The sequence below is a fragment of the Inquilinus sp. OTU3971 genome, assembly GCF_038440215.1.
Map to the genome: position 1 here is coordinate 1 of NZ_JASATH010000243.1, position 10,667 is coordinate 10,667.

Sequence of the window (10,667 nt, forward strand, 5' to 3'; positions counted from 1 at the left end):
GCCCCCCCCCGATTCCAGGCCGATCGACAGGCGGATCACCTCCGGCCCGGCGCCGGCGGATTTCAGCCCCTCCGGCGTCAGCTGGCGGTGGGTGGTCGAGGCCGGGTGGATGATCAGCGACCGGGCGTCGCCGATATTGGCCAGGTGGCTCAGCAGCTCCACCCCCTCCACCACCTTCACGCCGGCGTCGAAGCCGCCCTTGACGCCGAAGGTGAAGACGGCGCCGGCGCCGCGCGGCAGGTATTTCTGCGCCAGCGCGTGGTATTTCGACGACGGCAGCCCGGCATAGTTGACCCATTCCACCGCCGGGTGGGTGGACAGGAACTCCGCCACTTTCTGCGCATTCTCGATGTGCCGGTCCATGCGCAGCGACAGCGTCTCGATGCCCAGCAGGGTCAGGAAGGCGTTGAGCGGCTGCTGGTTGACGCCGAGGTCGCGCAGGCCGACGGCATGGCCGTAGAAGGTGTAGGCCAGGTCGCCGAAGGTCTCGTGGAAGCGCAGGCCGTGATAGCCCGGCTCCTCGCCGGTCAGGCCCTTGAACTTGTCCGACTGGGCCCAGTTGAAGCGGCCGGAATCCACGACCACGCCGCCGATCGAGGTGCCGTTGCCGGACAGGAACTTGGTGGTGGAGTGGACGATGATGTCGGCGCCGTATTCGATCGGCCGGCACAGATAGGGCGTCGCCATGGTGTTGTCGACGATCAGCGGCACGCCGAGCTCCTGCGCCACGCGCGCGATCGCCTCCAGGTCGCTGACCACGCCGCCCGGATTGGCCAGGCTCTCGACGAAGATCGCCCGGGTCTTGTCGTTGGCGGCGCGGCGGAGGTTGTCCGGGTCGTCGGCGTCGACGAAATGGGTGGTCCAGCCGAAGGCGCGCTTGAAGCTGTTGCCGAGCTGGTTGATCGACCCGCCATACAGCTTGTTGGCGGCGACGATCTCGGCTCCCGGCTCCATGAACGGGAACAGGGCCAGCAGCTGCGCGGCGTGGCCGGAAGCCGTGGCGATGGCGCCGACCCCGCCCTCGAGCGAGGCCAGCCGCTCCTCCAGCACCGAGACGGTCGGGTTGGTCAGCCGGCTGTAGATGAAGCCCAGCTTCTGCAGGTTGAACAGCGAGGCGGCGTGGTCGACATCCTCGAACACATAGGAGGTGGTCTGGTAGATCGGCGTCTGCCGCGCCCCGGTGGTCGGGTCCGGCCGCGCGCCGGCATGGATCGCCAGCGTCTCGAAGCCCGGGCCGCCCCCTGGGTTGTCGTTCTCGGACATGATCCTCACCCTCGTTTCTGAATCTTCGACGAAATCACGCGCGACGAGGTGCCCATCCAGCTCAGCTCGCCGTTCAGCCGCGCCCATTCGATCTTCGGGCAGCGGTTCATCACCACCTGGATGCCGGCGGCCTCCGCCTTCGCCGCGGCGGCGTCGTTGCGCACGCCGAGCTGCATCCAGATCACCTTGGGCCGCACCGGCAGGGCCAGCGCCTCGTCGACCACCCCCGCCGCGGCCTCGCTGTTGCGGAAGATGTCGACCATGTCGACCGGCACCGGCACGTCCGCCAGCCGGGCGTAGACCGTCTCCTTCAGGATGGCCTGGCCGGCGACGCCGGGATTGACCGGGATGACGCGGTAGCCCTTGCCCTGCAGATAGGTCATGGCGAAGTAGCTGGGCCGGTTCCAGTTCGGGCTGGCACCGACCATGGCGATGGTCTTCACCCCGCGCAGAATGCCGCGGAGATAGGCGTCCTCGTAGCGCTCGTGATCCATGTTGAGATCAGCGCCCCTGCCAGACGGGCGGGCGCTTCTCGATGAAGGCGTCGATGCCTTCCTCGGCATCGCGGGCCAGCATGTTCCGCACCATCACCTCGCTCGCATATTCATAGGCGGCCTGCAGCCCCAGCTCGGCCTGCTCGTAGATCGCCTCCTTGCCGATCGCCAGGGTCAGCGGCGACTTTGCCGCGATCTGCCGGGCCAGAGCCATTGTCTCCTCGGCCAGCCGGGCCGCCGGCACCACCCGGTTGACCAAGCCCAGCTCGCGCGCCCGGTCGGCGGTCACGGCGTCGCCGGTCAGCAGCATCTCCATCGCCGGCTTGCGGCCGACGGCGCGCGACAGGGCGACCATGGGGGTGGAGCAGAACAGGCCGATATTCACCCCCGGCGTGGCGAAGCGCGCCTCGGCGGAGGCGACGGCGAGGTCGCAGGTGGCGACCAGCTGGCAGCCGGCGGCGGTGGCCATGCCCTGGACCTGGGCGATCACCGGCTTGGGCAGCCGGGTGATCGCCAGCATCAGGGCCGAGCACTCGGCGAAGACACGCTCGTAATGCTCGCGGCCGGGATCGGCGCGCAACTCCTTCAAATCGTGGCCGGCGCAGAAGGCCGGGCCGGATGCCGCCAGGATCACCACCTTGACCGACTCGTCCTGACGGATCGCCTGGAGCTCGGTCTCCAGCGTCAGCATCAGCTCCAGCGACAGGGCGTTGCGCGCCGCCGGCCGGTTCAGGGTCAGCACGGCGACGCCGTCGGCATCCTGCCGCAGCAGCAGGGCGTCCTCCGCCGGAGAGACGGCGGGCAGCGGTTCGGCGGACATGGCGGTTCCTCGGGACCGGTCGGTGCGGCACGCACTCTACCCCGACGCCCGGAGGATGAAACAGCCACGATGTCTTTCCGGCACCATCGCCCGGCGGCCGGCCGGTCAGCCGGTGTCGGGTTTGTCCGGGTCTTTGCCGCCGCCGTGGAAGTCGATGCCGAGGGAGCGGCAGAGGCGGGCGGCGTCCGGGGCCGGCGGCTCGGCGTCGATCAACGCCTCGATGTCGGGCTCCGCGAGCCGGGCCTCGATCCCGGCCTGGACGCTGGCGGCCTTGTCGCGGTCGGAGATGAGGTCGAGGGTCTGCCGCATCAGCTCGTGCAGCCGGGCCCGGCGCCGCTCGCGGATCTCGGCCGGGGTGCCGGTCGGCGGCGGCGGATAGGGCGGGTCCGACCAGTCGGCGGCCCGGCGGCGCCATTCGTCGGACAGGCCGAGGCCGCAGGCCAGGCCGGTGATGACCGCGCCGACCGGCCGGTCCTCGATCCGGTCGTCCTCGTCGCGATAGAGCTCGTCGAGCCGCTCATCCAGCTTGTTGGTGCGGCAATCGGCCTCGTCGAGGTCTTGGGTCGACTGGGCGGGATCCCAGATCAGGGCATAGAGGGCATCGGTGACATGGTCGCGCTGGCGGGCGCGGCGGGCCTTTCGGTCGGCCTTGTCGCCGGCGCAGAGGTCGGCGGCGGCGCGGCTGCGCAGGGCCAGGGAGCGCTGCACCGAGCGGGAGAAGCGGCTGAAGGCCAGCCCGGCCTCCTGCGCCTCGGCCCGGGCCGCTTCCATCGTGGCCGCGTCGGCCTTGGGCTGGGCGGCGCGGACCTGCGCGGCCCGGGCCTGCGCTTCAATGGCGCGGGCGCCTTCGGCCTCGGCCAGCTGCATGGCGATCTCGGCCAGGCGCGTGAGCATCTGGACCTGCTGCAGCGCGAGGCTGCGGCAATAGGCCTGGATGTCGAGATCTGCTGATGCTGTCTTCATAGAACATATCATGAACGAAATGGGCGGCGAGCGCAATGAGCATTGCGTTTACAACTCGTCCCTGGACCGCTGCGGGTGGCGGCAAGCCGATCACCATGGCCCTACGCGTCTCGCGAGGGGTGGTGCGAGCCGACGCTTGCGGCCGGCGCCCCGCTCCGCCCTACTGGCGGAAACCGGAAGGGGAGGGGGCGATGCAGCCGGCGATCGAGGCGGAGGTGATGGAGGCGATCATCCGCGAGGGCGTGCCACTGATCGGCGCTTTCGGGGTGACGGTCGCGGCGCTGGGGGCGGGCACGGCGACGCTGGTGATGCCCTGCCGCGAGGATTTCGTGCGGCCGGGCGGCACCATCACCGGCCCGGCCCTGTTCGGCCTGGCCGATGTCGCCCTCTACGCCGCGGTGCTCAGCAGGGTCGGGCGGGTCGAGCTGGCGGTCACCACCTCGATGGCGATCAACTTCCTGCGCCGCCCGGCGCTGGTGCCGGTGATCGCCGAGGCCCGCCTGCTCAAGCTCGGCAAGCGCCTGGCCTATGGCGAGGTGCTGCTGTTCTCCGAGGGCGAGGACGAGCCGGTGGCCCACGCCACCGGCACCTACTCGATCCCGCCGCGTGGGTAAGGGCAGCAATCCCAAGGAACGGCCCCTATTGTCCGGAAAACGCCGATTTTGCTAAAATCCGGTGGCGGAAAGCTTTCCGATCGGGGGACGGAATGGATCGGGCGGACGCGATCCTGGAAGCGGTGCAGCGGACCTACGATGCCGCGGTCACGCCGCGGGAGTGGCCGGGTGCGCTCGAAGCCATCACCGACACCACACGGGGCCTGCGCGGCTTTCTGGTGGTCGAGAATCATGCCCGGGGTGGCCTCGATATGTGCCATATGGCCCGCCACGACCCGCTGCATCTGAGCCGGTTCGCCGCTGCGGCCGAGGCCGGCATGCTGCCGTCCTGGATGGTGGGCATGCCCGTCGGACGGGCGCTTCGCGCCTCCGACATGGAGACCGACAGCGACTATGCCCGGTCCGCCTTCTACAACGAAGTGGTCCGGCGCAACGGCTGCTTCTACGGCGCCGTGGCGCAGGTGGAGAGCACGCCGAGCTTTCGCGGCTACATCACCATCTGCCGCGGCCAGGGGCGGGAGGATTACAGCGATGCCGATGTCGCGGCGCTGCAGATGGTCATACCCCACCTGACCCAGGCCCTGCGGCTGAGGCGGCATCTGGGCGACGCCGACCTGCACGCGGCCCAGGGCGAGGCGGTGCTCGACCAGCTGACGATCGGCGTCATCCTGACCGATGCCGCGGCCCGGCCGGTCCATCTCAACCGCCGCGCCGAGGCCATCATCGCCCGGGCCGACGGCCTGCTCGTGGAACCGTCCGGGATCGCCGCGGCCAGGCCGGACGAGACCCGCCGGCTGCGCGAGGCGATCGCCCTGGCCGCCGCGGCCGGCGCCGCGACTGCCGGGCTCGGCGCTGCGGCCCGTGCCGCCGCCGCAGGCGCCCGGATGCTGATCTCGCGCCCGTCCGGGCGCCGTCCGCTGGTGGTGGCGGTGATCCCCTTCCGGACCGATGCCGTCGAGTGCCGTGGCGGGCGGACCGCGCGGGTCGCGGTCTTCGTCTCCGATCCCGACCGTATCGACGCTCCGGCGGCCGCCGTGGTGCGGGAGCTGTTCGGCCTCACGGCCGCGGAGGCCGAGGTGGCCGTCGAGATCGGCCGCGGCGAAGGGCTGCAATCCGTCGCCGACCGGCTGTCGATCGCGGTCACCACGGCCCGCACCCACTTGGCCCACATCTTCGACAAGACCGGGACCAGCCGCCAGGCGGAGCTGGTGCGCCTGCTGCTGGGATGCCAGCAGCCGCCGCTGGCCGGCGAGTGATCGGCAGGCCGGGCAGATTTCTCCGATCCCGCCGCCTGGCTAACCGGCAAGCCAGTTATGGCGGGCTGCCACAATCCGGTCCCGAGGATTGCCATCTTCCGCCCGTCTTGTGCCCCCCTTTGCGCGTTCGCGTGATTTCCCGTGGGGCAGTCGAGCATGTTGGCCGAAGCGGTTTCTGGAGCGGTCGAGCGGATCTATGACGCGGCCCTGCGGCCGGAGGGATGGGCGGACGGCCTCGACGCCGTGCGCGGGCTGGTCGGGGCCGACCATGCGGTGCTGCTGACCCAGGAGGCGGGACGGCCGGCCACCGGCCTCGGTGTCGGAGTCGATCCCGATCCGCTGAACCGCTTCGCCGAGGCGGCCGGCAGCGGCGGCCCCGCGGCGGCGTGGCTGCGCTCGATCCCGGCGGGGCGGGCGGTGGCGTCGTCCAGCCTGGTGGCCGATGCCGATTTCCTCCGGACCGAGATGTACAACGAGATCGTCCGGCCGATGAACGGCTTCCGGGCCGGCGTCTTCGCCTGGCACGGCCGCGTGCGGTCGCGCTATATCGCCGTCTGCCGGCCGCCCAAGGCCCGGGATTTCGCACCGGCGGAGCTGCAGGCGCTGCAACTGGTGATGCCGCATTTCGCGGCGGCGCAGCGGCTGCGCCAGAAGCTCGCCGACAGCGAGCTGCTGGTGGCGGAGAGCCGGTCGGTGCTGGAGGCGCTGGACAGTGGCGTGATCCTGGTCGATGGCGACTGCCGGCCGCATTTCGTCAACCGGCGCGCGGCCGAGATCGCCCGCCGGCATCGCGGCCTGCGGCTGTCCTCGGCCGGCGTGGCGGCGGCGCTGCCGGCCGAAACCAATCTCCTGCGCCAGCTGGTGGCCGCCATGTCCGCGATCGTGGCGCGGCCGGCCGAGGCCGTCCTGCCGCGGTCCGCCGCCGCGACCTCGGCCCGGCTGTGCCTGTCGGATCCGGAGGGCGGCGCGCCGCTGGTGCTGACGGTAGCGCCCGTCACCGCCGTCGATCCGGCGGACGGGCGCTGCGGCCCGGCGCGGGCGGCGATCTTCCTGGCGGCGCCGGATGCCGCCCGGTCGGTCGACGAGCGGGCCCTGATCGCCGCCTTCGGCCTGACCGGGCGGGAGGCGGAGGTGGCGGCGCGCCTGGCCTCGGGCGCGACCATCGGCGGCCTGGCGGAGGCGTGGGGCATCAGCGCCAACACCGTCCGCGGCTACCTCAAGACCGTGTTCGACAAGACCGGCACCCATCGCCAGGCCGATCTGGTCCGGCTGGTGATGCAGGGCTTCGCCGCGGCGTGATTGCCGCTGTAGTGCGGAACGCCAGCGTTCCTGCGGCCTGCAGAGACGGTATCTTGATACCGTTCCGCTAAGCTGCTGACGTTTCGCTGCTTTTTTCCGTTGACGCCGACGGTCTGGGCGCGTAGACAGCCGCCTCTCGCCGGGCACCCTTCCCAGGGGCGGCCGGCGGCATCCGTTCCCGACCCTCGATCAAGGGCCCGTCATGAAGACATATTCCGCCAAGCCCGCCGAGGTGGAGAAGAAGTGGATCGTGGTCGACGCCGACGGCGTCGTTCTCGGTCGGCTCGCCAGCATCATCGCGATGCGCCTTCGCGGCAAGCACAAGACCATCTTCACCCCGCATGTCGACACCGGCGACAACGTCATCGTCGTCAATGCCGAGAAGGTCCGCCTGACCGGCAACAAGCGCCAGGACAGCATCTTCTACTGGCACACCGGCTATGCCGGCGGCATCAAGGGCCGGTCGAAGGGCCAGATCCTCGACGGCGCCCATCCGGAGCGCGTGATCGAGAAGGCGGTCGAGCGCATGATCACCCGCGGCCCGCTGGGCCGGAAGGTCATGGGCAACCTCAAGGTCTATGCCGGTGCGTCGCATCCGCACGAGGCACAGCAGCCCGAGGTGCTGGACGTCGCTGCCATGAATCCGAAGAACAAGAGGTAAGGCCGTGGCCGATCTGCAGTCCCTCTCCGATCTGAAGCCGACCCTCGAAGGCGCCGTGGCCGAGGCCGCGCCGGTGGAGCCGAAGCGCGACGCCCAGGGCCGCTCCTACGGCACCGGCCGCCGCAAGGACGCGGTCGCCCGCGTCTGGATCAAGCCCGGCAGCGGCAAGGTCACGGTCAACGGCCGCGACCAGGAGATCTACTTCGCCCGCCCGGTGCTGCGCATGCTGCTGAAGCAGCCGTTCGAGGTGTGCGACCGGTCGAACCAGTTCGATGTCGTCTGCACCGTCACCGGCGGCGGCCTCTCCGGCCAGGCCGGCGCGGTCCGGCACGGCCTCAGCCGCGCCCTGGTGGCCTATGAGCCGGGCCTGCGTGGCGCGCTCAAGGCCCACGGCTTCCTCACCCGCGACCCGCGCGTGGTCGAGCGCAAGAAGTACGGCAAGGCCGGCGCCCGCCGGAGCTTCCAGTTCTCCAAGCGCTGATCCGGATCTCGGATCCCGTGTTCGGCAAGGGGCGCCTTCGGGCGCCCCTTTGTCGTTCCGGGGGGCGTCGTCGGGGCGAGGGCGTGGTCGCGACCAGGGTCGGGGTCACCACGGCCGGACCCGATGGTCCGGCAGGGACCGGGACCGCCACGGTGGTCGCCACGGTCGGGATCACCGCCGGCTTGGTCGGCTGGATCGCGGTGACGCCGCTGAAGCGGCGGCCGTAGTCGCTGATCCGCACGCCGTTGTCGTCGGCCGGGTCATAGGCGCCGGCGGTGGCGATGAAGCGCTCGGTGCCGTCCGGCCCGCCCAGATGCATCATGGCGCGCAGCCCGTCCCAGGTGATCGGCACCCCGGCGACATAGCCGCCGATCCGATGGTCCAGGCCGCGCTGCGCGATCTCGCGGTCGAGATGGGCGAGGTGCAGGCGGAAGGCCGCGATCTGCGCCGCCGGCGTGTCCAGGAAATCGCCGATCGACCGGACCCCGGGATAGCCGGGGATGTGGAAGCTGCCGCGCCAGCGGTTGCGCGTATCCTCCGCCGACAGCTTCTCGCCCGGGTCGTAGATGCCGGCGATCGCCGCCGCCGATTCGCCGAGCTGGAACAGCCCGGCATAGCCGCCCTTGTTCATCTGCAGCGGATCGCGGCTGCTCTCGGCCGCGGCCAGCAGATCGGCGAAGGCGTGGTCGCGGGAATGCGGGATGTCCGGATCGACCGGGAAGGCGGGGCTGAGCGGCACGGCGGAGACAGCCAGATCCGGCGCCGGGGGATGGCTGGCCGGCGCGGCCGTCATCAGCAGGCTGCCGGCGACGACGGCCAGCACGGCGTTGCGTCGCGATGAGGTCATCCGATCGCCGCTCTGGTGGGGTCCGCGGCCCGCATGGTGCCGGCCGAAGCGGACCGAGGCAAGCATACTTTGCCGGGTGGGACAGTGTGACTCGGACGCTCGGCGTCCGCTCAGCGTCCGACCGGGCTCACCACCTTGACGAAGCGCACCGGCCCGCCGCCCTCGGCGCGGTAGGCATAGGGCCGGTCGCTGGCCAGGCGCAGGGCGTGGCCGGCGGGGACGGCGAGGACGGTGCCGTCGACCTCCAGCACCAGCGTGCCCTCCAGCACCCGGATCAGCTCGACCGTTCCGGCCGGGTCCGGGCTGGCGTCGTAGCGGGCGCCGGCCGCCAGCGCCCAGTCCCACAGCTCGGCCCGGCCGCCGGAGGCCAGCAGCCGGGCACTGCCGGCCTCGGTCTCCCACACCGTGGCGAACTCCTCCGGCGGGATCAGCCGCGCCGCGGCCGCCGCCTCGCCGCCGACCAGCTCGCCGAAGCCGATGCCCAGGGCAGCGGCGATCTCCGCCAGCGTGGCGATGCTCGGGTTGGTCTCGGCCTTCTCGATCAGCGCCAGCATGCGGGGCGACACGCCGCTGCGCTCGGCCAGCGCCGCCTGGCTCAGGCCGCGGGCCTGGCGCTCCTGCCGCAGCCGCCGGGCGATCCGCTGCAGCACCTCCTGCGACGATGTCATCGGCGTCATCCTCATTCGCAGCTTGTTGCCGATCGAGATGTAATATATTGCAGTTTCGATGGCGACGGATTTCGGAGCGCGGCGATGACCTTCCAGCCTTTCGAGCTCGAGCAGTGGCAGTCGGAATGGGAGCACACGGTCGAGTACAACCTGGCCGACAGTTCGGTGCGCTGCGCCGCGGTGCGCGAGGTGCTGGGGCCGGATGCGGTCGACCGGCTGCTCGACCAGGTGCTGTTCTACCCGCAGGTCAACGGCACCGACGTGCTGCGGGCGCGGATCGCCGGGCTCTATGACGGCGCCGCCGCCGACCGGGTGCTGGTCACGGCCGGCGCGTCGGAGGCGAACCAGATCCTGTGCCAGACCCTGCTGTCGCCGGGCGACGAGGTGGTGGTGATGGAGCCGGGCTACCGCCAGGTCTGGGGCATCGCCCGCAACCTCGGCTGCACGGTGAAGAGCTTCCCGCTGCTGCCCGACCAGGGCTGGCGGCCGGATCTCGACGCGCTCGAGGCCGCGGTCGGGCCGCGCACCCGGATCATCGCCATCGTCAATCCGAACAACCCGACCGGCAGCATCCTGACGGCGGAAGAGGCGGCGCGGATCACCGCCATCGCCGCCAGGGCCGGCGCCTGGCTGCATGTCGACGAGGTCTATCGCGGCACCGAGCGCCTGGCCGACACCGAGACGCCGAGCTTCTGGGGCGGCTACGAGCGCATTGTGGTGGTCGGCAGCCTGTCCAAGGCCTATGGCCTGGCCGGGCTGCGCGTCGGCTGGCTGGTCGGGCCGAAGGAGCTGGTCGAGGCGGCGTGGCGCCGGCACGAATATGTCGTCATCGCCACCGCCGGCCCGTCGATGCTGCTGGCCGAGTTGGCGCTGGAGCCGGCCACCCGCGCCCGGCTGATGGCCCGGCAGCGCGAGCTGTCTCGCCGCGGCTGGGAGGGGCTGGAGCGCTGGATCGGCGCCAATGCCGACCTGGTCTCGGCGGTGCCGCCCGCGGCCACGGCGCTGGGCTTCGTCCGCGTCCATCTCGACCTGTCCTCGGTCGAGGTCGCCGACGCCATCCGCCGCCGGTCCTCGGTGCTGGTGGCGCCGGGCGTGTATCTCGGCGCCGAGCATCACCTGCGCATCACCCATGGCTACGAGCACGCGCCGGCGGCGCTGGACCGGATTTCCACCGTGCTGCGGGAGCTGAAGGCCGGGCGCGTCTGACGGGCCGATGTTTCGCGCTTCGAGTGCTGTCATCCTCGGGCTCGACCCGAGGATCCAGGGGCATTCCAGAACAGCTCTCGGTGGCCCCTGGATTG

Annotated in this window: 12 protein-coding genes; 6 read left to right on the plus strand and 6 right to left on the minus strand. The window is 71.3% G+C overall.

The window, feature by feature from the left end:
- The 4 genes from AAHM41_RS35985 to AAHM41_RS36000 all read right to left on the minus strand — a co-directional run.
- On the minus strand, nucleotides 1-1,263 hold a 1,263-nt coding region (locus AAHM41_RS35985), incomplete at its 3' end, for an O-acetylhomoserine aminocarboxypropyltransferase (RefSeq protein ID WP_342241449.1).
- A gap of 5 nt (nucleotides 1,264-1,268) precedes the next feature.
- Nucleotides 1,269-1,757, minus strand: a complete 489-nt coding sequence (locus AAHM41_RS35990) for a CoA-binding protein (RefSeq protein ID WP_342241450.1) — start codon at nucleotides 1,755-1,757, stop codon at nucleotides 1,269-1,271.
- Between the two features lie 7 nt (nucleotides 1,758-1,764).
- Nucleotides 1,765-2,577: an enoyl-CoA hydratase gene (locus AAHM41_RS35995; RefSeq protein WP_342241451.1), complete on the minus strand. Its 813-nt coding sequence runs from the start codon at nucleotides 2,575-2,577 to the stop codon at nucleotides 1,765-1,767.
- Between the two features lie 105 nt (nucleotides 2,578-2,682).
- Complete coding sequence (locus AAHM41_RS36000) at nucleotides 2,683-3,540, minus strand: hypothetical protein (protein WP_342241452.1); 858 nt, start codon at nucleotides 3,538-3,540, stop codon at nucleotides 2,683-2,685.
- Between the two features lie 191 nt (nucleotides 3,541-3,731).
- On the opposite strand from AAHM41_RS36000, the gene AAHM41_RS36005 reads away from it, so the two are divergent.
- From AAHM41_RS36005 to rpsI, 5 genes are all read left to right on the plus strand, one after another.
- Nucleotides 3,732-4,154, plus strand: coding sequence for a PaaI family thioesterase (locus tag AAHM41_RS36005; protein ID WP_342241453.1), 423 nt, complete (start codon nucleotides 3,732-3,734; stop codon nucleotides 4,152-4,154).
- Nucleotides 4,155-4,246: 92 nt separating this feature from the next.
- Nucleotides 4,247-5,410 carry a helix-turn-helix transcriptional regulator gene (locus AAHM41_RS36010; protein ID WP_342241454.1) on the plus strand — a complete coding sequence of 388 codons (1,164 nt, stop codon included), beginning with the start codon at nucleotides 4,247-4,249 and terminating at the stop codon, nucleotides 5,408-5,410.
- Between the two features lie 156 nt (nucleotides 5,411-5,566).
- Nucleotides 5,567-6,709 (plus strand): helix-turn-helix transcriptional regulator, encoded by a 1,143-nt coding sequence (locus AAHM41_RS36015; RefSeq protein ID WP_342241455.1) that lies wholly within the window; start codon nucleotides 5,567-5,569, stop codon nucleotides 6,707-6,709.
- A 202-nt stretch (nucleotides 6,710-6,911) separates the two neighbouring features.
- Nucleotides 6,912-7,370, plus strand: a complete 459-nt coding sequence (gene rplM, locus AAHM41_RS36020) for a 50S ribosomal protein L13 (RefSeq protein ID WP_138892417.1) — start codon at nucleotides 6,912-6,914, stop codon at nucleotides 7,368-7,370.
- Between the two features lie 4 nt (nucleotides 7,371-7,374).
- The gene (rpsI, locus tag AAHM41_RS36025) at nucleotides 7,375-7,851 is read left to right on the plus strand and encodes a 30S ribosomal protein S9 (RefSeq protein ID WP_088151290.1); all 477 of its coding nucleotides are present in this window, start codon (nucleotides 7,375-7,377) and stop codon (nucleotides 7,849-7,851) included.
- On the opposite strand, the gene AAHM41_RS36030 is transcribed toward rpsI, so the two are convergent.
- Both AAHM41_RS36030 and AAHM41_RS36035 read right to left on the minus strand, forming a co-directional pair.
- The gene (locus tag AAHM41_RS36030) at nucleotides 7,769-8,698 is read right to left on the minus strand and encodes a hypothetical protein (protein WP_342241456.1); all 930 of its coding nucleotides are present in this window, start codon (nucleotides 8,696-8,698) and stop codon (nucleotides 7,769-7,771) included. The two genes, rpsI and AAHM41_RS36030, sit on opposite strands and share 83 nt — an antisense overlap.
- Nucleotides 8,699-8,808: 110 nt before the next feature.
- The gene (locus AAHM41_RS36035; protein WP_342241457.1) at nucleotides 8,809-9,366 is read right to left on the minus strand and encodes a helix-turn-helix domain-containing protein; all 558 of its coding nucleotides are present in this window, start codon (nucleotides 9,364-9,366) and stop codon (nucleotides 8,809-8,811) included.
- Between the two features lie 84 nt (nucleotides 9,367-9,450).
- Between AAHM41_RS36035 and AAHM41_RS36040 the strand changes: the two genes are divergently transcribed.
- The gene (locus tag AAHM41_RS36040; protein ID WP_342241458.1) at nucleotides 9,451-10,572 is read left to right on the plus strand and encodes an aminotransferase class I/II-fold pyridoxal phosphate-dependent enzyme; all 1,122 of its coding nucleotides are present in this window, start codon (nucleotides 9,451-9,453) and stop codon (nucleotides 10,570-10,572) included.
- The last annotated feature ends 95 nt before the right edge of the window (nucleotides 10,573-10,667 follow it).

Coding starts and splice junctions, on each gene's coding strand:
- AAHM41_RS35990 (WP_342241450.1), bottom strand. CDS start 1,757: ATGGATCACGAGCGCTACGAGGACGCCTATCTCCGCGGCATTCTGCGC.
- AAHM41_RS35995 (WP_342241451.1), bottom strand. CDS start 2,577: ATGTCCGCCGAACCGCTGCCCGCCGTCTCTCCGGCGGAGGACGCCCTG.
- AAHM41_RS36000 (WP_342241452.1), bottom strand. CDS start 3,540: ATGAAGACAGCATCAGCAGATCTCGACATCCAGGCCTATTGCCGCAGC.
- AAHM41_RS36005 (WP_342241453.1), top strand. CDS start 3,732: ATGCAGCCGGCGATCGAGGCGGAGGTGATGGAGGCGATCATCCGCGAG.
- AAHM41_RS36010 (WP_342241454.1), top strand. CDS start 4,247: ATGGATCGGGCGGACGCGATCCTGGAAGCGGTGCAGCGGACCTACGAT.
- AAHM41_RS36015 (WP_342241455.1), top strand. CDS start 5,567: ATGTTGGCCGAAGCGGTTTCTGGAGCGGTCGAGCGGATCTATGACGCG.
- rplM (WP_138892417.1), top strand. CDS start 6,912: ATGAAGACATATTCCGCCAAGCCCGCCGAGGTGGAGAAGAAGTGGATC.
- AAHM41_RS36030 (WP_342241456.1), bottom strand. CDS start 8,698: ATGACCTCATCGCGACGCAACGCCGTGCTGGCCGTCGTCGCCGGCAGC.
- AAHM41_RS36035 (WP_342241457.1), bottom strand. CDS start 9,366: ATGACATCGTCGCAGGAGGTGCTGCAGCGGATCGCCCGGCGGCTGCGG.
- AAHM41_RS36040 (WP_342241458.1), top strand. CDS start 9,451: ATGACCTTCCAGCCTTTCGAGCTCGAGCAGTGGCAGTCGGAATGGGAG.